The following is a 23886-nucleotide window of genomic DNA, read 5'->3' as shown; positions in this document are numbered from 1 at the left end:
GGGATTCTTTACCATAAAAGACCAGAGTTGACCGTTATGGTGAGCCGTTTGCTCGCATAGTCAGCATTCGCTGGCGCGAGCGCGGCTTCAAGACATTCCGGTATTCATCATGCAACTGGCCGAGCGCCGAATACGAGTATCTCTGGGCCTTACAGAGGCACGTCGTCGCCTTTGCAAGCGGCTGACCAGCTTTGCCATGCTGGCTCTGCACGCCAATCACAGAGCGCCCGAACGGCTGATTGTCGCGCCCACGGACCTGCGTGCCGTCGATCCTTTCATCGCAGAAGAAATCATGGCCGGCCGTTTCCCTTTGGCGGGACGACTTCTGGAAGTGGGCAACGAATCTCCGTTTACGGAGGTACTTCCTTCCAAGGCTTTCGCTGGGCGTCTTCACTCGTTCGCCTGGCTTCGGCATATGCGTGCGATTAAGACGGCGCAGGCTCGCAATCACGCACGTAGCATCGTCAGCTCCTGGCTGGCTATCCATGGACGCAAGACCACCGGCATTGCCTGGGAGCCGCAAGTGGCAGCGGAGCGGATGATAGCCTGGCTCTCACACTCTCCCGTCGTTCTAACAGGGGCAGAAGCGGGCTTTTATCGCCGCTTTATGAAAAGCCTTGCCTTCCACCGCCAGTTCCTTCGCAAGGTTCTGAAATGCGTCAGCGAGGACGAGGCGCGGCTCAAGGTCCATATCGCCCTTGCCATGGCATCGCTTGCCATTCCCTCTTCTACGCGGCAGGTGGCCAAGGAAGGTCAAAGGCTAGACCGTGCGTTAGAGCGGCAAATTCTCACAGATGGCGGCCATGCTTCGAGAAATCCAAAAGCGGCACTGGAAGCCTTGCTGGATCTCCTGCCCCTGCGGCAAACTTATATCAATCTCGGTCAAGACGTTCCGTCAAAGCTGATACCGACGATAGACCGCATCTATCCCGCTCTGCGCTTCTTCCGGCATCAGGACGGCGACCTGGCCCTTTTCAACGGTGCCACTGCCACGCCTGCGGCAGAGCTTATGGCTGCCCTTCGATATGATGAAACAGGTGGTAAACCCTTCAAGGCCCTGCCACACAGCCAGTATCACCGCCTGACAGCAGGGGAGACGACGATATTGGTCGATACCGGAAAGCCACAGAGCCCCGGCCTTTCGCAAACCGCCCACGCCGGGTGCCTCTCTTTTGAAATGTCCGCAGGACGGAGCCGATTCATCGTCAATGCAGGCTTGCCGAAGTTTGCCAGCCGCAGCTATCGATCGATGGCGAGGTCCACGGCAGCCCATTCAACGGTCACGCTGGGTGAAACCTCCTCCGCCCGCATCTTACAATCCAATCTGCTTGGCCCTCTCATGCTGGATGGCATTGAGGATCTACATGCAGAGCGTTGGGAGGATGCTTACGGCAACGACTGGCTGAAAGCGCATCATGATGGCTATGTCGCGCCTTTTGGCTATGTCCATCAACGCGAGATTGGCCTTTCCGCCAAAGGCAACAAGATCAAAGGTCACGATCATTTCTTCATCCCTGGAGAAGATGTCGACCTCACCAAGGCCAAAGAGGTGCTGGCCACGGCGCGCTTCCACGTGCATCCATCGATCATCCTCACCCAGATCCACGAGGATACCGTTTCCCTGGAAGCGCCAGATGGAGAGGTCTGGTATTTCTGTGCGCCTGCGCAGCCAGTCCACGTAGAGGAAGACATCTTTTTTGCCGATGTCTCCGGCAGCTGCCCCAGCCAGCAGTTGGTGGTCGAATTCATGCTTCCAGCCACCACAGATCTTCGCTGGATGCTAAAGAAACAAGGCTGACCTCAAAGAACATTCCATCGCGGCCCAAGCTGTGCTAGGCGGCGCGCATGAAAAATGCGCCCGCTGGATGAGCGCATCCCCCGAACGGAGTGACCGATGGCCGTTGTTTCCAAGATGATCCCCGCCCCTGACAAAGTGAAGATCCGTACGGCGCTGCTTTCGGTGTCGGACAAAACCGGCGTTGTCGAGCTTGCCCAGGCATTAGCAAGTCACGGTGTGCGTCTGCTTTCCACCGGCGGCACCTACAAGGCATTGGCAGCAGCCAGGTTGGACGTAACCGACGTTTCGGATGTCACGGGCTTTCCCGAAATCATGGATGGGCGCGTGAAGACGCTGCATCCGGGAGTCCACGGAGGACTTCTGGCCATTCGCGACGATGCCGAGCATGTCAAGGCGATGGAGGCACACCAGATCGGAGCAATCGATCTGGCTGTCATTAATCTCTACCCGTTCGAAGAAGTCCGCGCCGCAGGCGGCGACTATCCAACCACCGTCGAAAACATCGATATCGGTGGCCCGGCCATGATCCGCGCTGCTGCCAAGAACCATGCCTATGTGACCGTCGTCGTCGACCCTCAGGATTATCCGCAGCTCATCCAGGCCCTGGGTTCTGAAGAAGGACAGACGGCCTACAGCTTCCGCCAGAAAATGGCTGCCAAGGCATATGCCCGTACCGCTGCCTATGACACCATGATTTCGAACTGGTTCACGGAGGCGCTGGACATCGAAATGCCGCGCTACCGCACACTCGGAGGCCTTCTTTCGCAGGAAATGCGTTACGGTGAAAATCCGCACCAGTCCGCGGGCTTCTACCTGACCGGTGAAAAGCGTCCTGGCGTTGCGACGGCGAGCCTCATTCAAGGCAAGCAGCTTTCCTACAACAACATCAATGACACGGATGCAGCCTATGAGCTGGTATCCGAGTTCCCGGCGGACAGCGGTCCCGCCTGCGCCATCATCAAGCACGCCAACCCCTGTGGCGTCGCAATTGGCGCTTCTCTGGTGGAAGCCTACAAGCGTGCTCTCGCCTGCGATTCTACCTCAGCCTTTGGAGGCATCATTGCGCTGAACCAGGTGCTGGATGCTGCGACAGCTGAAGAAATCGTCAAGCTGTTTACGGAAGTCATTATCGCACCGGATGTGACGGATGAGGCAAAGGCTATTATCGCCAAGAAACCGAACCTGCGCCTTCTGGCTGCTGGCGGCCTGCCAGACCCTCGCTCCCGTGGCCTGACGGCCAAGACCGTTTCCGGCGGCTTGCTTGTTCAGACCCGCGATAACGGAATGGTGGAAGATCTCGACCTTCGCGTTGTGACCAAGCGTGCGCCGACGGAGCAGGAATTGATCGACATGAAGTTCGCCTTCAAGGTCGGCAAGCATGTGAAGTCCAATGCGGTCGTTTATGCCAAGAATGGACAAACCGCAGGCATCGGCGCAGGCCAGATGAGCCGCGTCGATTCTGCCCGTATCGCAGGCTTGAAGGCGGAAGAAGCTGCAAAGGCCATGGGCTGGGCAGAGCCAATGACGCGCGGCTCCGCCGTTGCCTCGGAGGCCTTCCTGCCCTTCGCTGATGGACTGCTTTCCATGATTGCGGCAGGCGCGACCGCGGTTATCCAGCCCGGTGGCTCAATGCGCGACGAGGAAGTCATTGCTGCGGCGGATGAGCATGGCGTGGCCATGGTCTTCACAGGCATGCGCCACTTCCGTCACTGATGAGAATTGTCTGAGCGACCTTGCAGCCCTTCTCCCACAGGAGTGAGAAGGGCTGTTTTCATTAGCGCGCCAGCTCTCGTGCCGGATAAGGCGTGTTGATCAAGAGAAAAAGCCCGGACACGAAGAAGACCAACAGGCTTGCCATCCCAAGCCTCGAAGACCCAGTTGCGTAGGTCACGACGGAAAAGGAAAGTGTTGCCATGAAGCTGGTGGCGCGGCCCGACAACGCATAAATACCGAAGTAGCGACCAGCCTCCTCCAAATCCACGCTTCTAGCGAGATAGGAGCGTGACGAAGCCTGCACGGGACCGAAGGCGGCACCGATGAGAACGCCAAAAAACAGATAGGCTTTCTCTGCCGAAGTAGCGAAGAGACCGGCTGCATCCGTCGCTGGCAATGAAATCAAGCCGAACAGAATTGAATCCTTGGTAACGGAAATGATGCCAATGGCGGCAAGGATCAAAAGCACCAGACTGAGGATTACGACTACCTTCGATCCCATGAACCGATCAATCCGGCTTGCCAGTAAGCAGCCGAAGATGGCCACGATATTGATCAGAATGCCGAACAGACCAATTTCCAGCGTCGCCCAGCCGAAAAGCCCGGCAGCATAGGCACCGCCTAGGATCAGAAGTCCCGTAACGCCATCCTGATATAGCATTCGGGCAATCAGAAATCGCAGCACCAAGCGGCGATGGCTGAACAACTCCGCTAGCGTTGCTCGAAGCTCCACCAGCCCTGCCGTGACAGCCTGTGCGATGGGTTTCCTTTTGGGGCTATCGGGTGTGAAGATGAACATGGGCAGGATAAACACGAAATACCAAACTGCCGCCAGTGGACCGGTGATCCGCGCATCCTCGCCCGCCGCCGGATCAAGGCCGAAAAGCGGAGGAAGGCCAAGCAATGTTTTTCCCGTCTTCGGATCGCCTGCCAGAAAGCCCACCACGAAGATCAACACAATCATTCCGCCGAGGTAACCAAGCCCCCAGGCAGCATTGGAGATGCGGCCCACATCCTTTTCCGGCACAAGCCGTGACATCATGGAATCATTGAATACGATGGAAAATTCGGCCGCAATCGACGCAAACACCATGAAGGTCACTGCCCAGATCAAAGGTGAACCGGGAGCGGCGAACCAAAGCATGGAGAGTGACAGAATCTTGATGCAGGCAAAGAATGCAATCCAAGGCTTCCGGGCCCCTGATTGATCGGCAATCGATCCAAGAATGGGTGACAATATCGCCACTAGAATGGAGGAAATTGTCGCCATGTTGCTCCACATCGCCTGAGCAGAGGTGGGGTCAGTCGTCAGCCTTGCGACGAAATAGGGACCAAAAACAAAGGTGGTGACCACAGTAAAAAAAGGCTGGGCTGCCCAATCGAACAGCATCCAGCCCCAAATTCCGCGAGAAGATGCACGCGTCATCCCCTCTTCATTCTGTATCGACAAGTGCGGCTCCACCCTTTGCGACGACCGGAGCCGGTTTTCCGTTTGAAGCACAAACCCACCAGCCCATCGAAGCGCGACCTTGGAAAGCCCGCGCTCCTCGAACTGTTATAGGATCACCGAACTTCTGTCTGGGCAAGATCGGTAAACAGGCTTGCTGCCACCATCATCTTGGCCAGCGTGGTTTCTCCACCTTCACTGAGAGCCAACAACTCACTGCTGATGCGGTTGAGACGCAGCCGATCACTAGCAAGCCATGCATCCAGAGGCTTCTTTTCCGTGCCGTAGGAGGCCAGCGCTGCCGATACGATATTCCGACGCGCTGCTGCAATCTGCTGGAGACTGCGAACAAGGGCCAGATTTTCGTAGTGATCGGCTGGACCGAAACGATCTCCGGCATCGAGGAAACGATTCACCCGGAATGCATCGGTCACTGTAAAATAGACTTCCGTTGCACGAGCCAGAGGCGCACCGCTACGCTCGGAAATCAACATGATTTCTGGCACCAGAACGAGGTTTGGCAACAAGTCCAACTCACTCGCCAGATCGGCAGGCACACCTTCCGGCCATTCAGTCACATCGATAGCCGTCTTTGCAATGGCGGATCGCAAGCTCTTCAAGCCGCCACGAATGTTCTGCACCGCCTCTTCCACCGATAGGCTGGTAACACCCGTCTGGAGAATAAAGATGGTGGCACCGGCAAAGATTTCCGCAATGCGCTCATAGAGGTCGTTTTGTACTTCGCCATCAAGCTGGCCATCAAGGGCATCGACAGCCGCCCAAAGCTTCGGAAGATCAAATGCATCGCGTGCAATGAATGCTGCCTTGACCGCATCAACCAGACCGCGACCGCTGATATCGCTCATCATCTGTGCGAAGCCAGGACCACCACGATTGATGACTTCGTTTGCAAGGATGGTTGCGACGATTTCTCGGCTCAGACGGTGGTTTGCAATATCTTCCGCAAAGGTCTTCTGCATACCCTTCGGGAAATAGCCCGTCAGGACTGAACCAAAATAGGGGTCATCCGGCAACTGGCTTGCCACCAGCGCATCGAACAACACGATCTTGGAGTAGGACAGAAGCACACCTACTTCCGGACGTGTCAGCGGCTTGCCGGATGCGTAGCGATCCGCAAGTTCCGCATCATCCGGCAGTGTTTCCACCTTGCGGTTCAACTCACCACGCGCTTCCAGCGCCGACATCAGGCGGGAGAGTTCCTCGCGATTGCGCAAGCCACGGCGCGTCGTCAGCGAGATCGCCAAGGATTGCAGGTAGTTGTTGCGCAGAACGAGATGGCCGACATCTTCCGTCATCGAAGCAAGAAGCTTGTCGCGCTTTTCACGCGGCAGGCGACCGTCTTGCATGGCCGGGCTCAGTGCAATCTTGATGTTCACTTCAACGTCGGAGGAATTCACGCCCGCCGAGTTGTCGATGGCATCCGAGTTGCAACGTCCACCATTCAACGCATAGGCGATACGGCCCTTCTGGGTGACGCCAAGGTTTGCACCTTCGCCAATCACCTTGGCACGCACTTCACCGGCAGCAATACGGATGGGATCATTTGCACGATCACCAACTTCCGCATCCGTTTCGGATGGAGCCTTGATGTAAGTACCGATACCGCCGAACCAGAGCAGGTCGACCGGGCTCTTCAGGATCGCTGTCATGATTTCGAACGGCGTCGCGACATCCCTGTCCAGATCGATGGCTGCTTTCGCCTGTGGCGTCAGTTTTACCGATTTCTCCGAACGGGAGATGATCATCCCGCCTTCCGAAAGAATTGACTTATCGAAATCCTGCCAACTGGAACGTGGCAGGGCGAACATACGCTCGCGTTCTGCAAATGTCTTTTCAATATCCGGGTTCGGATCAATGAAGATGTCGCGATGATCAAAGGCTGCAAGCAGCCGGATCTTGCGCGATAGCAGCATTCCGTTGCCGAAAACGTCGCCGGACATGTCGCCAACACCGGCCACGGTGAATGGCGTCGTCTGGATATCCGTATTCATCTCACGGAAGTGACGCTTCACGGCTTCCCATGCGCCACGCGCCGTGATGCCCATTTTCTTGTGGTCGTAACCAGCGGAACCACCAGAGGCAAAGGCATCATCTAGCCAGAAGCCAGCCTCTTGCGCCAGCCCGTTCGCCGTATCTGAGAAGGTCGCCGTGCCCTTGTCGGCAGCAACGACGAAATAAGGGTCGTCTCCATCCAGACGCAGCGTATTTGCTGGGCCAATCACGTCACCGCCCTGGATGTTGTCCGTAATGGAAAGCATGGTGCGGATGAAGGTCTTGTAGGCTTCCCGACCCGCATTGAAGAAGGCGTCGCGCTGTGCGGGCGATGGAAGCTTCTTCGGGAAGTAGCCGCCCTTTGCGCCGACCGGCACAATCACGGCATTCTTCACCTGCTGCGCCTTCACAAGACCCAGCACTTCTGTGCGGTAATCCTCGCCGCGATCCGACCAGCGTAGGCCGCCGCGTGCGACCTTGCCGAAACGAAGATGAACACCTTCGACTTCCGTACCATAGACGAAGATTTCGCGGAACGGCAGGGGCTGCGGCAGTCCTTCCAGACGGCTCGGGTCCAGCTTGAATGCCAGGATCGGCTTTGGCTGACCGTCCGCTCCCTTTTGGAAATAGTTGGTACGCAACGTTCCATCAATGACGTTAACATAGCGGCGAAGCGTGCGGTCATCATCCAGGTTGGGAACAGCAGAGAGCGCTTCTTCGATGGCAGCATGATGCTCTGCCAGTTTCTTCTCACGCGCCTTATCCGCAATCGACGGATCGAAACTATCACGGAACAGTTCGAACAGGCGCCGGCTGATTTGCGGGTAGCGTGCCAACGTATCGGCAATATGGGCTTGCGAATAAACGATTCCCGTCTGACGCAGATAACGCGCATAGGCGCGCAGCACATTGGTTTCCCGTACCGAAAGGCCGGTCAGCAGTACCAGCCTGTTGAAGCTGTCATTGTCCACGGCACCAGAGAAGGCAGCCAGGAATGCCTCTTCCAGAAGCGGCGCTTCGCGGGTCATATCCACGCCACGACCATCCGGCAGCTCAAGCTCCATATCGTGAACGACAACGCGCTTGCCGCCATCCTTCAACATGAGGTCGAAGGTACGCTCACTGACCACCTGGAAACCAAGATTTTCCAACAGGGGCACACGGCGTGATAGAGCCAGATGATCGTTCGCATGGAAAATCTTCAGCGAAAGAACCTTGCGGTCTTCGCCTGCCAGCTTGCGGTGGTAAAGCGCGATGCGAATAGATTCGCCCTCTCCGCAAGCCACAAGATGCGGCAGATCCTTGACGGTCTCTTCTGGCGTGAAGGCTTCCTGGAAAGCATTGGAGGTTTCCAGGAGCGGCGCATGTGGACCTGCAAGGGCCGTGAACTGCTCGTCCCAAGGGGTCGAGACATCGCGGATCATCTCCTCAAGCTTTGCCTGGGAGATGCGAGGCGTCTTGCCGTTCCGTCGCCCGATAATAAAGTGAACACGCGCTGTGCCGCCTTCCGGGAAGGCCGGATAATAGGCCGACACATGACCTTCGAAGATTTCAGCCAGGTAATGGCCGATCTTTTCGCGCACAAGCGAGTCGTAGTTTTCACGTGGAACATAGACCAGGATAGACACGAAGCGGTCGAAATGGTCGATACGAGCAAGCGCCCGCACGCGCGGACGCTCTGCCAATTCCATGATCTGTTCGCAGTAGCGCGCCAGCAGATCGGCATCGATCTGGAATAGATCGTCACGCGGATAGGATTCCAGCGTGTTTTTCAGCATGCGGCCGGAATGGCTGAGCGGGTCAAAACCGAAATGCTCTTCGACACGGGCCACCTTGGCGCGGAGCAACGGAATGTCTACCACCGAATGCGTATAGGCCGTTGCAGTGAACAGACCGACGATACGAAGTTCACCCGTGACCTTACCATTCGCATCGAAGCGTTTGACGCCGACATAATCCATATAGGCACGGCGGTGGACGACCGATTTCACATTGGCCTTGGTGACGATAAGATATTCCGGCCCCTGCAGGAATTGCAGGATTTCCGGCGTTGTTGTCACCGCGTCCGGACCTTGGCGCAGCACAAGCACATCCGGATCAGACAAAATGCCAAGACCACGGCCCTTGCCGCGCTCGACTGTCGCGCTTTCACCTTCACCGGAGTAGATATATTCCCGCATACCGAGGAAGATGAAATTGCCATCCCGCAGCCAGGAGAGGAAGCTCAATGCTTCATCATGCTGCGTCTTGCGGCCTCGCTCGGAGCCTTCTGGCAGCTCTTTCATGGCGGCGTCGAGAAGATCGAGCATCGGACGCCAGTCGCTAATGGCGGAATGCACACGATCCAGGACCTGACGCAGACGTTCAATCAGGCTGTTTGCTTGCTCATCCGTCAGCGGTGCGAGATGAATTTGGATAAAGCTCACGTGGCGAGCATTGGCCTGGCTTCGCTCATGCGAATAAAGTGTTGGCTTGGAGCCTGGCTCGAAATCCAGAATGGGGTGAACCGCAAGTGAAATGTCGCGGTGAGTGCTGGTCACTTCCCCCATGACGGAATCGAACAGGAACGGCATGTCGCGATCAATAATTGTCAGAATCGATGCCGGTTGACCCGTAGGGTTCACCTCCTGCAGCGCACGAATAGTGATCCGTGCTGATTCTCCCGTCCATTCTCTCAGTTCCTGCCCGGCATACATTGCCGAGGCCGCAAGCATCTCAGGGGTGTAGGCTGCAATGTCATCATTGCTCGCCCGCCCGAATAGGATTGCCGGATCGAGAAGGCCACCACCTTGGCCAGAGAGCGCAGCTTGCGCCAACTCGATCTGCTTTTCCCGCTTCGGATTTTGCCTTGCGGCCATGATTTCCTCCCATGGAGTTGTTTTTGAATGCGTAAACAAGAAAAATCTTCAACAATTCGGCCCGAAACAGGGCCTTTGGCAGCCATCTGACATGTTTTGCCAGATTTCAATAAGGATTGTTGACATGAAGACCCTTAAAATCGATTCAACTCTCAAAAACGGAGTCAAATTCGATGAATGAGAGCCAAAAAAGTGTGATTTCGATCTCAAGTCACGTGATTCGGGGCTCAGTTGGCAATAGAGCAGCCGTTTTTGCCTTGGAAACGCTCGGCTACCCAGTTTGGTCTCTGCCCACCGTCATCATGCCCTGGCACCCTGGCCACGGACCTTCCACCCGCATGGCTATACCCCAAGACGTCTTCAACCAGATGATCGACGATTTGATCCGCGCACCTTGGCTTGGCGAGGTGAAAGCCGTGATGACGGGTTATTTCGGCCATCCAGACCAAACCGAAGCCGTTTCCCGGCTTATACAGGCTTTGCGACGGCACAATCCCGATCTCGTATATCTCTGCGATCCAGTTATGGGCGATAAGGCCGGGCTTTATATCCCTGAGGCGACGGCCTCAGGGATACGTGATCATTTGCTGCCACTTGCTACAATTGCAACGCCAAACCGCTATGAATTGGAATGGTTATCCGGTGCGCCGCTTGAAACCAACGCAGCCATCATGGATGCGGCACTTGCGCTTGGGCCAAAGCTGATGCTGGTGACATCCGCCATTGCCATGATGTCGAATAGCATTGGTAATCTTCTACTCAGCAGTCAGCACGCATTTCTGGCAGAACACAGATCCATTGACCGCGCACCCAATGGCTTGGGTGACTTGTTGTCAGCCATTTTTCTGGCACGTCTGCTGTCTGGCATGTCGGAGGAAAAGGCACTCCAAACGACAACGGCAGCCGTATTCGAAATTCTTGCACGCACAGTCAAGCGTGAAAGCGATGAGCTAATGCTTGAAACCGATGCTTCCAGCCTCGCAACACCCATGGCAATGGTGCAAGTCCGCCACCTTTTGCACCCTTCGCGCGCCAGCAGAGGCTGAACGATGTGCGCATAAAGAATGTTGAAGGTGATTCGCACTCCACAAATCATAAAATTGTTGAGCAAGTTCACCTGGCAGTTTAAGCGGTGACATCGAGTTCAGCCCAAAGGACAAGCAGAACATGACTGAATTCCCCGCTTCCCTGCTCAAGGGCTACGCTGATTTCATGAGTGGTCGCTATGTTGAGGAGCGCGAGCGCTATCAAACGCTTGCCGAGACTGGCCAGAAACCTCATACACTTATGATCGCCTGTTGCGACTCCCGATCCGCGCCGGAATCGATCTTCAATTGCGGACCAGGCGAACTTTTCGTTGTCCGCAATGTTGCGAACCTCGTTCCTCCTTACGAGCCGGATGGCCAGTTCCACGCCACATCGGCCGCACTGGAATATGCTGTTCAGGTACTGAAAATTCGCGACATCGTCGTTATGGGCCATGGCCGCTGTGGCGGCATTCAAGCAGCGCTTGATCCTATGGATGAACCCCTTTCTCCCGGCGACTTTATTGGAAAATGGATGGGGATGCTGCGCTCCACGGCCAGTCAAATCCCCAGCACCGATATCATGACGCAAGCGGAGCGGCAGACGGCGCTGGAGCGTGTTTCCATTCGCAATTCCATTGCCAACCTACGCACCTTCCCCTGCATTCGTATCTTGGAAGAAAAGGGAAGCATGCGCCTTCATGGTGCCTGGTTTGATATTTCGACCGGGGAGCTTTGGGTGATGGATACCGCAACTGGCGATTTCGTTCGCCCAAAGGTTACTCCGCAAGAAAATGCGTTGGAACAGGAAGCATCCTGACCCGGTTCACGAAAATCATAGAAAAGGCCAGAAATCCAAGCCGGATTTCTGGCCTTCGATTTCATACAAGAATAAACCTATTGGCCGTCGATCTGCTTGCCGATATAGGCGATAGCCTGCTGGTAGACCGTCGCTGCGTTCCAACCCTCGATAGCCTGGAAATTGGGCTGGCCCTGCTGATAACCCTGGCCACGTTGCCAACCATGACCAACGAGGAAGTTTGCGGTTGATGCCAAGGCATCGGCACGCGAGCGGACCATATCGATATGGCCATCGCCATCGCCATCTGCACCGTAACGCAGAACGTTCAGAGGCAGAAATTGGGTTTGGCCGATTTCACCGTGAGCCGCACCCTTTGCGGACGGTGAAAGATCGCCACGTGCCACAAGCTTCAATGCTGCATAGAGTTGCTCTGTAAAGTATTGCGAGCGGCGGCAGTCATAGGCAAGAGTCGTCACTGCCGAAAGCGTGTGCTGGTCACCCATATAGTTGCCGAAGCCGGTTTCCATGCCCCAGATTGCCAGAAGCGGTCCAGCCGGCACTCCGTAGCGCCGTTCAATGTTTGCAAACAGCGAGGCATTAGCCGCCTTCATGCTTTTGCCGCGCGAAATGATTGCCGCGCCACCGCGCTTCTTCATGAATTCATCGAAGGAAAGCTTGAAGCTTTTCTGGCCGCGGTCAGCACGAATAGTCGGGCGGTTATACTGAACATTGGCAAAAGCCGTCTGCAAAACGGAAGGCGAGATGCCGTTGGCCGGTGCCTGACGCTTGAAATCTTCAACCCAGGCGGAGAAACCCGACGCATCATTCCCACAGGCCGCTGCATGCGCCGCACTGACACTGAACAGCATCGTTATGGCGGCTGCACCGCCCACTATTGTCTTCAACATCATCAATCCCGTTTGTTGTTCGAGGTGCGGCGAGAGGCGCGCGCAAATTCCGATCCTGTTGGGTTATGTCGGGCAGGGCCTTTCGCGGCAACTCATTCGTTCATGAAAAAGTCGTGATATGCAAAAGAAAAGCCTCGCTCCAGAAAGCGAGGCTTAGCGGAACATAGTTACCAAAGTGTATTAGGCAACCTTGCCGCGTGGCTTGATCAGGCCGCGATTGGCCAGAAGCTCAGCAATCTGCACTGCATTGAGGGCTGCACCCTTGCGCAGGTTATCGGACACGACCCAAAGGTTAAGACCATTTTCGACCGTTGCATCTTCGCGGATACGAGAAATATAGGTCGCATCTTCGCCAGCGCATTCGATAGGAGTGACATAACCGCCGTCTTCACGCTTATCGATGACGAGGCAGCCTGGTGCATCACGCAGAATATCGCGTGCCTGGTCCGCAGTGATCTCGTTTTCGAACTCGATGTTGACGGATTCGGAATGGCCGATGAAGACCGGGACGCGCACGGCCGTGCAGGTTACCTTGATCTTCGGGTCCAGCATCTTCTTGGTTTCTGCCAGCACCTTCCACTCTTCCTTTGTGTATCCATCTTCCATGAACACATCGATGTGCGGGATGACGTTGAAGGCAATGCGCTTGGTGAACTTCTTGGACTCAACCGGATCGGCAACAAAGACCGCCCGTGTCTGCGTAAAAAGCTCGTCCATCCCTTCCTTACCGGCACCGGAAACGGACTGGTAGGTCGATATGACCACGCGCTTGATCTTGGCAAAATCATGCAAAGGCTTCAGGGCAACAACTAGCTGTGCTGTCGAGCAATTCGGGTTTGCAATAATGTTCTTTTTCGAAAAACCCGAAATCGCATCGGGATTCACTTCGGGAACGATGAGAGGAACCTCGGAGTCATATCGCCAAGCCGAAGAATTATCGATAACCACGCAACCCTGAGCACCGATCTTGGGAGACCACTTCTGCGAAATCGTGCCGCCAGCAGACATCAGGCAGATGTCGGTGTCCGAGAAATCGTAATGCTCCAGATTAGAAACCTTCAGCGTCTTGTCACCGAAGGAGACTTCCGTTCCCTGGCTCCGAGCAGAGGCCAGCGCCACCACTTCCGATGCCGGAAAACCGCGCTCTGCCAGGATGTTCAACATTTCCCGGCCAACATTGCCGGTCGCGCCGGCAACTGCAATCTTGAAACCCATAAGTACTGCTCTCTTTCTCTTCTCTCCTCGGGGTCTGGGAGGGGGAACCACACCGGCAAGCGGCATGCTGTTCCTTGTCCCCGGCCATACCGGGGAGAGAGCGGTGGGCCAGAGACGTCAGACGGTTTTCGTCGTCGTTTTGGCCATGGTTTTTGAGGATGCGTAGAGAAGCTCTCCGGCAGATGATGCCAGATTGACGTAAGCGGCGATATGGATGTCGGCGCAAAACATTCTTGCTTCCTTTCGGGAGAACTCATTAGAAGATTTCGCCATGAAGTCAAGGCCGAACGCATCCTCTGTGTCTGGACAGGGCGGCCATCAGCTTCTAACAAGCCTTTTAGCGACGGACAGCTGGGTTTCATGAAGAGACCTATAAAACAAAGGTCGATTGGAGACGATGTAGCGTGCAGGAAAAATGGTTTCTATTGCCCGCAGCAGCTATGATAAGCGGCTTTATTGTCTACCTGATCATCCGGTTTGCCGAAAAGCTGAAGCTTGTCCAGGCTCCCATTGCCCGCTCATCTCATGTCAAACCGACACCGACGGGCGGAGGGATCGGCATCGTGATTGCTGCAACGGTCATCGCCTGTTTCCTGCCCTCTGAACCTTCTGTCTCTTGGCTCATTCCAGCTCTTGGTTTTCTGATTGCCTTTGTCGGGTTGATCGATGATCGCCACCCGCTGCCTGCCAGTCTCAGGCTACCGGTTCAGGCCGCAGTTGTTGCTTTGACACTCATCGTTACGAACGCGACAGCTGCGCTGGCGGGAGATGCTGGTCCCTTCCTCCATATTCTTGCCGGTTTGGTGCTGATTGTGGGTGGCGTTTGGTGGATAAACCTCTTCAACTTTATGGACGGAATTGATGGAATTGCGGGGCAGCAGGCAATCATGATGCTGAGTTCAGCAATGATCATCAGTCTCCACGCCTCACCAGAAGCTGCGGCATCCTGGACGTTGTGGATGATGGCTGTGGTTGCAGCCTCAACATTTGGATTTCTGATCTTCAATTGGCCTCCCGCCAAGATCTTCATGGGCGATGCCGGAAGCACATTTCTTGGCTTCATTATTGTTGCCCTGGCATTCCTGAGCCTCGCTATGGGTTGGATGAGCGTGCAGCAATGGCTTTTGCTGGCCTTGCTTTTCGCCTCCGACGCGACAATCACGCTCATCATCCGTTTCCTGGCCAAAGATAGGTTATCGCAAGCGCATCGGTCGCATGCTTATCAGCGCCTATCGCGCCGCTTCGGCGGCGCAAGGCCTGTTTCCACCTGCGCCTGGCTTATCAATCTCCTGATTGTTCTGCCGCTCACGCTATACCTGCCGCAAGGTCTGTTAGGCATAGGCATCGTTATAATTGCCTACATCCTGGCTGTCGGCGTCATTATCTGGGCTGGAGCTGGCTTGGCTGATGCGACAACGAGCTCAATCTCCAACTACCGCGCACGCTTGGTTCGCCTGAGCCGGGAGAACATATCGTGATATTGGTAACGGGCTCATCCGGCTTCGTAGGCCGCCATCTCTGTAGGGATCTAGATAACCGCCAAATAGCATTCAGGCCCGCTGCACGAAGCAGTTCCCAGGGTCATTTTGCCGTTGGCACAATTGATCCAAATACGGATTGGTCAGGAGCCCTTACAGGAATTCGCATTGTTGTGCATCTGGCAGCGCGCGTTCATGTGATGAACGAGACGCAAGCCGATCCGCTCGCCAGCTTTCGTGCGATGAATGTTGAGGCAACCATTAACCTGGCGCGACAAGCCGCCCATGCGGGTGCCACACGCTTTGTCTTTGTCAGCTCGATCAAAGTTAATGGCGAACATACGCTTCCGGGACAACACTTTTCTGCAAACGACGCACCCGCACCACAAGACCCGTACGGCATATCGAAAGCGGAGGCGGAAAAGGCACTCTTGGAGTTGGGCAAAGAAACCGGCATGGAGATTGCCATCATTCGCCCGCCACTGATCTATGGAAAGGGGGTCGGCGCAAACTTTCACCTTCTCCAGCGATGGGCAGGCAGTGGTATCCCGTCTCCCTTCGGGATGTGCAGAAATCGCCGCTCCCTTGTCTTCGTTGGCAATCTGATCGATCTCATCATTCGAGCTTGCAAACATCCTTCCGCAGCCAACCAGATTTTTTTGGCAAGCGATGGAAATGACCTTTCCACGCAGGAACTTTTCTCGCTTCTTGCACGCGCGCAAGGACGGGCTGGCGTCAATATTCCCGTTCCTGAATGGATTTTACGATCAACTGCTCAATGCCTTGGGAAGAAGAAGTACACGGATCGGTTGCTCAACAGTCTCCAGCTGGATATAGCAAAGACGAGAGATCTATTGTCCTGGGACCCACCTTTCTCCGTCGAGGCGGGAATAAGGGCAACCGTCGCACAACAATCAGATAGCAGGCGATTGATATGAAAAGGCCTGTTAGAAACAATAGGCGGCGCATCCGTTCGATCCGTTTTATGCGGGAATACCAATGATCCTGTTTTTGCGTAATGTCATTGACCACATGCCAAGGCTTTGGAAACGGATCATATTGATCGGTTTCGATACGGGGGCCTTGATCGTGGCCATCTGGGCCGCCTATGCGCTTCGCTACAGCGTGTGGCTCCCCGTCGTTACGCATGAGCGAATGTTTCTCGCCTTCATGGCACCTGTTATTGCCGTGCCGATTTTCATTCGCCTTGGTCTCTACCGTGCCGTTCTGCGCTATCTTCCCGATACTGCCATCTGGACGATCCTACGTGCGATGGCCATAGCAACGGTCGTATGGGTCCTGCTGGTCTTCACGATGGAGATGTCGGGGAGAGGCGTCGTTCCGCGCTCGGTTCCCTTCTTTTACTTTGCGATTGGTACCACGCTGGTTGGCGGTTTTCGCTTCGCCGTCAAAATCATTCTCAGCCAGGGCACGGGCATGCGGCGGGATGAGCAGCCCGTGTTCATCTACGGTGCCAATGCCTCTTCCGTACAGATAGCAACCGCATTGCGTGGGAACGGAAATCGCTATGTGGTTGGCCTTCTGGATGATAATCCACTTCATCATGGCAGAGATGTCGGCGGATACCGCGTCTACAACCCTGCAAATCTTCCGCGACTGATCGAGCAATACGGGATTGAAGAAATCATTCTTTCCCTCTCTTCACTTTCTGCCGATCATAGGAAGAACGCGATCCAGAATATCAGCGGATTGGGCGTCAAGATCCGCACCGTTCCCGATATGGCCGATCTGGTTGACGGTCGCTATCTCGCAAATCAAATCCGCGAAATCGAAATCGACGAATTGCTTGGACGCTCATTTGTGCCGCCGGATTCGCAATTGGTGGATGCGATCCTGCAGGACCGCGTGATCATGGTAACGGGTGCTGGCGGTTCGATTGGCTCTGAACTCTGTCGAATGATCGTGCAGTGCAAGCCGAAAGCGCTGATACTCTTTGAAGCAAACGAATTTGCGCTTTACAGCATCGATCAGGAACTTCAGGCTCAATCACACGCCCCCGTCATTCCCGTTCTTGGTTCCATCCTGAACGAGGGCCGCATTCGCGACACCATTCGCAAGCACGGCGTGGAAGTCGTTTATCATGCAGCCGCCCATAAGCACGTTCCGCTGCTCGAAATGAATTCGATCGAAGGCATCGAAAACAACGTTTTCGGCACAGCTACTGTAACCCGCATTGCCTTCGAAGAGAAGGTCCGAGATTTCGTTCTGATCTCATCAGACAAGGCAGTTCGTCCAACGAATGTGATGGGCGCGACAAAGCGCTGGGCCGAATTGATCGTGCGCCAGATGGCGTTGAAAGCCAGAGACGAGGGTAGCCCTCAGAAATTCTGTGCGGTGCGATTTGGCAATGTTTTGGGTTCCAACGGTTCAGTCGTACCTCTCTTCAAACGACAGATCGCCAATGGCGGACCTGTTACCGTCACGAACCCCGATATGCGCCGCTACTTTATGTCTATTCCGGAAGCGGCGGAGCTCATCGTGCAAGCCAGCGCACTTTCGCAAGGCGGTGATATCTTCCTGCTGGATATGGGCGAACCCGTGCGTATTGGCGATTTGGCGGAAAACATGATCCGTCTGGCTGGCTTTACGGTTCGGGATGAGAGGAATCCCACGGGTGGCATTGAAATCAAGGTAACGGGCAGTAGACCGGGTGAGAAATTGTTCGAGGAGCTGTTCTATGACATGGCCAATGCCATGCAGACACAGCATCCGAAAATCATGCGTGCTGACGCCACTGCCATTGCGCACCTCTCCATGGATGAGGTTCTCCAAAAATTGTTCATTGCAATACGAGCAAGAGACGAACAGCAAGCGCGAGACATCCTCTTTTCCTTTATCGGCGTGGATGAAGAGCAGATGGCGCTCCTGACATCGAAATAAGATTAGGCAGGCTGCCGGCTTTGCAGTCCGATGCTGTTTGCGCTGACGAAACGCAACAAGGTTGGCTTGGCTCGACAGGTCCGAAGCCTGCGACGCAAGGAAGGCACGCCTCCCGCATTCTCTTTGAACAACAGCCCGCCCCTCGCCATCAGGGTCGCGATAACGATCGATGACCAGGCACCGAGGGTTAAGCCAGCAATCACATCGCTTGGATAGTGCACACCGATCATCACCCTTGAGAAACCAAACCAGAGTGCAAGCATGAGACAGAGAAGCTTGCGCGAGGGCGCAAGCAGGGCAACAGCCATCATGATCGCGCCAATGGTGGTGGCATGTCCCGATGGGAAGCTCATATGCTGATAGCCGCTTTGAAAGGGCGATAAATTAAATAGCCAGCTCCCTTCATGAAACGCAGGTCGCGCACGGCCAACTGCATGTTTGATAATATTGGCCATGATGCCGGACATGCTAACGGTTGAGATCAGGAATACAGCGAGCTTAGCGAGAAAGTATGCGTTAAACCGCATAGAGCGTGTCGTTGCCATGCGGTAATGACGCAGCGCTTCCAGCAAAAGAACCGCGCTACCGATCAGTATCCAGGCTGAGTTTCCCGTCTCTGTGATGGAAGCGCCAATCCGCTTCCAAAGAGAATCGCTCTTCAGAAAATAATCGGACACGGGGTGATCAAACAAAAAGACCGATAAGAGCAAAAAATTTGCCCCGATAAAAAGCCAGTTGAGGTGCAGGTTCAAGGGCGCGTGACTGTAACGCAAAGAGCGACGCTTCAATGCCTGCAACATGCCTGTTCTCCTCGAAAGCTGAACAAGCATAGACGATCAAGATGACAGTTTTTTCGAATGCTACAAAAGCAAAACGCTCTGCCGATCCAAAGGTCGGCAGAGCGTATTTTTGACTCAGCAAATGTAATCAGGCCGAGAGCGACTTGAACTCATCCAGAATAGCGTCACCCATCGCAGTCGTGCCGACCTGCGTGCAGCCTTCAGCCATGATGTCTCCGGTACGGATGCCCTTGTCGAGAACGTTGGCAATAGCCTTTTCGAGAAGATCAGCCTCAGCGACCATGTTGAACGAGTAACGCAGGCACATTGCAAAAGATGCGATCATGGCAATCGGGTTTGCGACGCCCTTACCGGCGATATCCGGAGCAGAACCATGAACAGGCTCATAAAGCGCCTTGCGCTTGCCGGTCTTGGCATCCGGTGCACCGAGCGATGCAGATGGCAGCATGCCGAGCGACCCGGTGAGCATGGCGGCAACGTCTGACAGCATATCGCCAAAAAGGTTGTCGGTGACGATCACGTCGAACTGCTTGGGCGCACGCACCAGCTGCATACCGCCCGCATCGGCCAGCATATGCTCCAGCTTCACATCCGAGAACTTGGCCTTGTGCGTTTCCGTTACCACCTGATTCCAGAGTACGCCGGATTTCATGACGTTGCGCTTTTCCATGGAGCATACGGCGTTCTTGCGCGTACGGGCCAGTTCGAAGGCGACGGAGGAAATACGCTCGATTTCGTAAGTGTCATAGACCTGCGTATCGATGGCGCGCTTTTGACCATTGCCGAGATCGGTGATCGTCTTCGGTTCACCGAAGTACACGCCACCCGTCAGCTCGCGCACGATGAGGATGTCGAGACCTTCCACTAGCTCAGGCTTCAACGAAGAAGCATTGGCAAGCGCCGGATAGCAGATGGCAGGGCGCAGGTTGGCGAACAGCTCGAGATCCTTGCGCAAGCGAAGAAGGCCTGCTTCCGGGCGAACTTCATAAGGAACGCTATCCCACTTGGGGCCGCCGACAGCACCGAAGAGAACGGCATCCGCTGCCATGGCCTTGGCCATGTCACCTTCCGAGATTGCCGCGCCATGCGCATCATAAGCGCATCCGCCCACCAAGCCTTCTTCCGTCTCGAAACCAGCGTTCTTCGCGGTATTCAAATAGTCGATGATCTTGCGAACTTCGGCCATGGCTTCCGGGCCAATTCCGTCGCCTGGAAGAAGAAAGAGCTTGTGAGACATTGGGGTTTCCTTGGGCAAGGCAGGCTCATCATTCATGCACCATTGCTGATGCTCTCCCATACCCCGCCGAACCTGCCGCAAAGGCGAGGGAAAAGAAAAGACCTGACGCCAATAACATCAGGTCTTGAAACTTGTATGTGACTAGAGCCAGGGACGCTCGGTCTGCAGCTTGCTTTCGAAGCTTGCAATGGCACCGTCGCTTTTCAGTGTCGTTGCGATATCGTCCAGACCTTCGAGCATGATGTGCTTGCGGGCAGGATCGATATCGAACTGGATCTTGCCGCCATCGGGACCGGAAATTTCCTGCGCTTCCAGATCGACAGTCAAAACAGCGTTCGCGCCGCGCGAGGCATCGTCCATCAGTTTATCGAGGTCATCCTGCGAGACCACGATAGGCAGAATGCCGTTCTTGAAACAGTTATTGTAGAAAATATCGGCGAAAGAGGTGGAGATGACGCAACGAATACCGAAATCCAGAAGCGCCCATGGCGCGTGTTCGCGCGAAGAGCCACAGCCGAAGTTGTCACCTGCAACAAGGATCTTCGCATTTTCGTATTGCGGCTTGTTCAGCACGAAATCTGTGTTCAGCGAACCATCGTCGTTGTAGCGCGCTTCTGCAAAAAGACCCTTGCCAAGGCCTGTGCGCTTGATCGTCTTCAGATAATCCTTCGGGATGATCATGTCGGTGTCGATATTGACGACCGGCAACGGCGCGGCAACGCCGGTGAGCTTGACGAATTTTTCCATGATCTGCCTCCGCGAGACTGAAAGCGGATCGCGGTCTTTCAGACGCACTTTTCACGCTTTCAATATTTGTGTGACGCTTGTCGTTCCCGCAAAACCGCTACACACTTTTGCGCGACAGGCTTTAGAATTTCGGAAGCTGCAATAGACCAAATTCGCGAAGATTTGAAGCCCGCTTTAGCGCCAAACGGTACGCCAGAAAGGGCGTTTTCGCCCTCTCTACGGGTAACATCTGCTATTAAAGGTCGATGATCGTGCCACGTCCATCGTTCCAGACCCGCATCTCTTGGCTCTGGCCAGGAGCGCGAGCCCGAACTGGCTGAGGCTTGGGGCGCGGCGTAAGCGCCTTGATCACGGTGAATACGGCCAGCATTCCGGCAAAGGCCAGCGTAATCGACGCTGTCAGCACGACCAAGGTTCCGATCGCTGCGATGCCGATGAGTCCGTAGAGGAATGCGCGAATGTTCTGCATGATTTCAACAGCCTTTCTTCTGTGGGAAATGTGGGCTCTTATCTTGCGTCTTGCAAGAGCTTTTGCATTGCTGCGGTCTTGCATCGCATCACAAAGCTTGTCACAAAGTCGCGATGTCTGATCCCAAGCCTCCATTTCAGCCACTCTATCGGTCGCTCCTCAGCGTTCCGGCTATCAACCAGCGCGCCTTGGAAAAAGCGATTGCGCTTGAATGTGATGGTCTAATCCTCGATTTGGAGGATTCGGTGGCCGCGGAAAAGAAACAGGAAGCACGCGACAATTTGCGTTACTTCTTTTTAAAGCCCCGATCAGGGGCTCAACGTATTTTCATCCGCATCAATGCCCTCGATACCGGATTTGCTGAAGAAGATATGGCGCTCGTGTTGGCGCTTCAGCCGCATGGTGTGGTGCTTCCCAAGGTGGAAGGCGTCGCCAATCTGGAAAAGGCATCATCCTTTTTACAGTCAGCGCCGGCAGATCTTCAGCTATGGGCCATGATGGAAACGGCGCGCGGTGTGTTAAACTCGGGCTCCATCGCAGCGGCCAGAGACGATGTCGCCCCTCGCCTTTCCGGCTTCATCGTGGGTCTCAACGATCTTCGCAAGGAAACCCGTGTACTGCCAAAACCGGGTCGCACCTATCTCGTTTCCTGGCTGATGCAGGTGGTGCTTGCCGCACGCGCATATGGTCTTTCCGTCATCGATAGCGTGTTCAACGATTTTCGTGATGAAGAGACATTCGAGCAGGAATGCCTTCAAGGGCGAGAGATGGGATTTGACGGTAAGATGCTGATCCATCCGGCCCAGATCGAACCCGCAAACCGGCATTTCGGCCCTTCCGAAGCAGAGATTTTAGAAGCACATGCGATTGCCTCGGCCTTTGCGAAACCTGAACACGCCCATCTGAATGTCATAAATCTCGATGGCAAAATGATAGAACGCCTGCATCTGGAAGAAGCCGAAAAGCTTCTCGTCCAAGTGCAGCAGATTGAAAACAGAAAGACGAGCTCATGAAAATCTATCGCTTCATCACCGGCCCAGATGATTCCAGCTTTTGCCATCGTGTTACCGATGCCTTGAACAAGGGTTGGGAATTGCACGGCTCCCCGAGCCACACGTTTAATCAAGCGGAGAACAAGCTTTACTGCGGTCAGGCCGTGGTGAAGACTGTGCATGGCAAGGACTACGATCCGAGCATGAAGCTGGGCGAGCAGTAACACACATGTTCAAATGCTGGATGCGCATCGCAGAATCTGCGCATCCACTTAAGACCATCTCATTTTTCAAAGGTTGCATATGCCGGATATTTTGGCGCTGTCTACCTTTGCATTGATCGCTCTGGGCATGGTGCTCACACCAGGCCCCAACATGGTCTATCTAATTTCCAGATCCATCTGCCAAGGCCCGCTTGCAGGTCTTATCTCCCTGGGTGGAGTGGCCCTTGGCTTTGTCTTCTATATGCTCTGCGCCGCATTCGGCATTACCGCCATCGTGATGGCCGTGCCTTATGCCTATGACGCCTTGCGAATGGGTGGTGCGATTTATCTGCTTTATCTTGCCTGGCAGGCTGTAAAGCCCGGCGGAAAATCACCATTTCAGGTGAAGGAACTGCCGCAGGATAGCCCAGTCAAACTTTTCACCATGGGTTTCGTCACCAATCTTCTCAATCCGAAGATTGCCGTCATGTACCTATCCTTGCTGCCGCAATTCGTGCAGCCGGATCATGGCAGCGTGCTTGCTCAATCATTGGCGCTTGGCATGGTACAGATCATCATTAGCGTCAGTGTGAATGCTGCGATTGCGCTGACGGCAGGTTCCATCGCAGGCTTTCTATCGCGTCGCCCGGCCTGGATCACAGTTCAACGCTGGCTGATGGGTACTGTTCTGGCAGGTCTTGCCATTCGCATGGCAACAGAAGCCCGACGCTAAGAATGATAAAGGCGGCTGATCAACCTGTGCGATCCGCCGCTTCATCCGCGCTTTCCTCGATCCGCTCCATGTCGTCATCGCTGAGGCCGAAGTGATGGCCGATCTCATGGATCAGCACATGGGTGATAATGTCACCCAGCGTCTCTTCGTTTTCAGCCCAATAATCAAGGATGGGGCGCCGGTAGAGGCGAATACGGTTTGGCAGCTCGCCGGTTTCCATGGTGAAGCGTTCGGAAATGCCGCGCCCTTCAAACAGGCCCAGGAGATCGAAAGGCGTTTCCAGCGCCATATCCTCAAACACTTCGTCATCGGGAAAATCCTCGACTTCGATGGTAAGGTTCGCTGTTAGTGCACGAAATTCTTCCGGGAGATTGCCATAGGCCTCGATTGCCAACGATTCAAACGTACTGATAGTCGGGGCGTGGCGATCACGCCAATCATCTGTCTGGTCAACACGGGCCATATCTGCTCCTTTTCTGGAACCCATATAAGGTTTTCCAAAAAAATTTTCGAGAGTGGATTCAATCACCCGCTCGATGAGTCGTTG

The 23886-nt window shown here is 54.9% G+C and carries 20 protein-coding genes; 10 read left to right on the top strand and 10 right to left on the bottom strand.

Annotated elements, in window-relative coordinates; genetic code table 11:
• Positions 1–109: 109 nt before the first annotated feature.
• The gene (locus AC0JZ1_RS18045) at positions 110–1798 is read left to right on the top strand and encodes a heparinase II/III family protein (protein WP_471883824.1); all 1689 of its coding nucleotides are present in this window, start codon (positions 110–112) and stop codon (positions 1796–1798) included.
• Between the two features lie 96 nt (positions 1799–1894).
• Positions 1895–3511, top strand: a complete 1617-nt coding sequence (gene purH / locus AC0JZ1_RS18040) for a bifunctional phosphoribosylaminoimidazolecarboxamide formyltransferase/IMP cyclohydrolase (RefSeq protein WP_471883823.1) — start codon at positions 1895–1897, stop codon at positions 3509–3511.
• 61 nt (positions 3512–3572) lie between these two features.
• Here the strand turns inward: purH and AC0JZ1_RS18035 are convergent, their stop codons facing one another.
• Together AC0JZ1_RS18035 and AC0JZ1_RS18030 are read right to left on the bottom strand one after the other, a co-directional pair.
• Positions 3573–4937 carry an MFS transporter gene (locus AC0JZ1_RS18035; protein WP_471883863.1) on the bottom strand — a complete coding sequence of 455 codons (1365 nt, stop codon included), beginning with the start codon at positions 4935–4937 and terminating at the stop codon, positions 3573–3575.
• Positions 4938–5074: 137 nt separating this feature from the next.
• Positions 5075–9829, bottom strand: coding sequence for an NAD-glutamate dehydrogenase (locus AC0JZ1_RS18030; protein WP_471883822.1), 4755 nt, complete (start codon positions 9827–9829; stop codon positions 5075–5077).
• Between the two features lie 173 nt (positions 9830–10002).
• On the opposite strand from AC0JZ1_RS18030, the gene pdxY reads away from it, so the two are divergent.
• Together pdxY and AC0JZ1_RS18020 are read left to right on the top strand one after the other, a co-directional pair.
• Positions 10003–10875, top strand: a complete 873-nt coding sequence (gene pdxY / locus AC0JZ1_RS18025; RefSeq protein WP_471883821.1) for a pyridoxal kinase PdxY — start codon at positions 10003–10005, stop codon at positions 10873–10875.
• Between the two features lie 121 nt (positions 10876–10996).
• Positions 10997–11674, top strand: a complete 678-nt coding sequence (locus AC0JZ1_RS18020; protein WP_471883820.1) for a carbonic anhydrase — start codon at positions 10997–10999, stop codon at positions 11672–11674.
• Positions 11675–11751: 77 nt separating this feature from the next.
• On the opposite strand, the gene AC0JZ1_RS18015 is transcribed toward AC0JZ1_RS18020, so the two are convergent.
• Both AC0JZ1_RS18015 and AC0JZ1_RS18010 read right to left on the bottom strand, forming a co-directional pair.
• On the bottom strand, positions 11752–12567 hold the full coding sequence (locus AC0JZ1_RS18015; protein WP_471883819.1) for a lytic murein transglycosylase: 816 nt from the start codon (positions 12565–12567) through the stop codon (positions 11752–11754).
• Between the two features lie 177 nt (positions 12568–12744).
• The gene (locus tag AC0JZ1_RS18010) at positions 12745–13779 is read right to left on the bottom strand and encodes an aspartate-semialdehyde dehydrogenase (protein WP_471883818.1); all 1035 of its coding nucleotides are present in this window, start codon (positions 13777–13779) and stop codon (positions 12745–12747) included.
• Between the two features lie 404 nt (positions 13780–14183).
• Here AC0JZ1_RS18010 and AC0JZ1_RS18005 point away from each other — a divergent pair, with 404 nt between their 5' ends.
• The 3 genes from AC0JZ1_RS18005 (at position 14184) to AC0JZ1_RS17995 (ending at position 18158) form a co-directional block, all read left to right on the top strand.
• Positions 14184–15257 (top strand): MraY family glycosyltransferase, encoded by a 1074-nt coding sequence (locus AC0JZ1_RS18005; protein ID WP_471883817.1) that lies wholly within the window; start codon positions 14184–14186, stop codon positions 15255–15257.
• Entirely contained in the window at positions 15254–16195 is a 942-nt protein-coding gene (locus AC0JZ1_RS18000; protein ID WP_471883816.1) for a UDP-glucose 4-epimerase family protein, read from the top strand. The genes AC0JZ1_RS18005 and AC0JZ1_RS18000 overlap by 4 nt, the downstream gene beginning before the upstream one ends.
• A 61-nt stretch (positions 16196–16256) precedes the next feature.
• Positions 16257–18158 carry a polysaccharide biosynthesis protein gene (locus AC0JZ1_RS17995; protein ID WP_471883815.1) on the top strand — a complete coding sequence of 634 codons (1902 nt, stop codon included), beginning with the start codon at positions 16257–16259 and terminating at the stop codon, positions 18156–18158.
• Between the two features lie 2 nt (positions 18159–18160).
• Here AC0JZ1_RS17995 and AC0JZ1_RS17990 read toward each other — a convergent pair whose 3' ends face one another.
• The 5 genes from AC0JZ1_RS17990 to AC0JZ1_RS17970 form a co-directional block, all read right to left on the bottom strand.
• On the bottom strand, positions 18161–18835 hold the full coding sequence (locus AC0JZ1_RS17990; RefSeq protein WP_471883814.1) for a phosphatase PAP2 family protein: 675 nt from the start codon (positions 18833–18835) through the stop codon (positions 18161–18163).
• A gap of 7 nt (positions 18836–18842) precedes the next feature.
• Entirely contained in the window at positions 18843–19079 is a 237-nt protein-coding gene (locus tag AC0JZ1_RS17985) for a hypothetical protein (protein WP_471883813.1), read from the bottom strand.
• Between the two features lie 6 nt (positions 19080–19085).
• The gene (leuB, locus tag AC0JZ1_RS17980) at positions 19086–20195 is read right to left on the bottom strand and encodes a 3-isopropylmalate dehydrogenase (protein WP_471883812.1); all 1110 of its coding nucleotides are present in this window, start codon (positions 20193–20195) and stop codon (positions 19086–19088) included.
• Positions 20196–20336: 141 nt separating this feature from the next.
• Entirely contained in the window at positions 20337–20942 is a 606-nt protein-coding gene (gene leuD, locus AC0JZ1_RS17975; RefSeq protein ID WP_471883811.1) for a 3-isopropylmalate dehydratase small subunit, read from the bottom strand.
• Positions 20943–21177: 235 nt separating this feature from the next.
• Positions 21178–21411 (bottom strand): hypothetical protein, encoded by a 234-nt coding sequence (locus AC0JZ1_RS17970; protein WP_471883810.1) that lies wholly within the window; start codon positions 21409–21411, stop codon positions 21178–21180.
• 113 nt (positions 21412–21524) lie between these two features.
• Between AC0JZ1_RS17970 and AC0JZ1_RS17965 the strand changes: the two genes are divergently transcribed.
• From AC0JZ1_RS17965 to AC0JZ1_RS17955, 3 genes are all read left to right on the top strand, one after another.
• Positions 21525–22424: an HpcH/HpaI aldolase/citrate lyase family protein gene (locus AC0JZ1_RS17965; protein ID WP_471883809.1), complete on the top strand. Its 900-nt coding sequence runs from the start codon at positions 21525–21527 to the stop codon at positions 22422–22424.
• Positions 22421–22627, top strand: a complete 207-nt coding sequence (locus AC0JZ1_RS17960) for a DUF1737 domain-containing protein (protein ID WP_471883808.1) — start codon at positions 22421–22423, stop codon at positions 22625–22627. The genes AC0JZ1_RS17965 and AC0JZ1_RS17960 overlap by 4 nt, the downstream gene beginning before the upstream one ends.
• Before the next feature lie 79 nt (positions 22628–22706).
• Complete coding sequence (locus AC0JZ1_RS17955) at positions 22707–23339, top strand: LysE family translocator (protein WP_471883807.1); 633 nt, start codon at positions 22707–22709, stop codon at positions 23337–23339.
• Positions 23340–23358: 19 nt separating this feature from the next.
• Here the strand turns inward: AC0JZ1_RS17955 and AC0JZ1_RS17950 are convergent, their stop codons facing one another.
• The gene (locus tag AC0JZ1_RS17950; RefSeq protein ID WP_471883862.1) at positions 23359–23802 is read right to left on the bottom strand and encodes a metallopeptidase family protein; all 444 of its coding nucleotides are present in this window, start codon (positions 23800–23802) and stop codon (positions 23359–23361) included.
• Between the last annotated feature and the right edge of the window lie 84 nt (positions 23803–23886).

It is taken from the genome of Affinirhizobium capsici (assembly GCF_977018625.1).
This window is presented reverse-complemented; position numbering and strand designations above follow the sequence as displayed.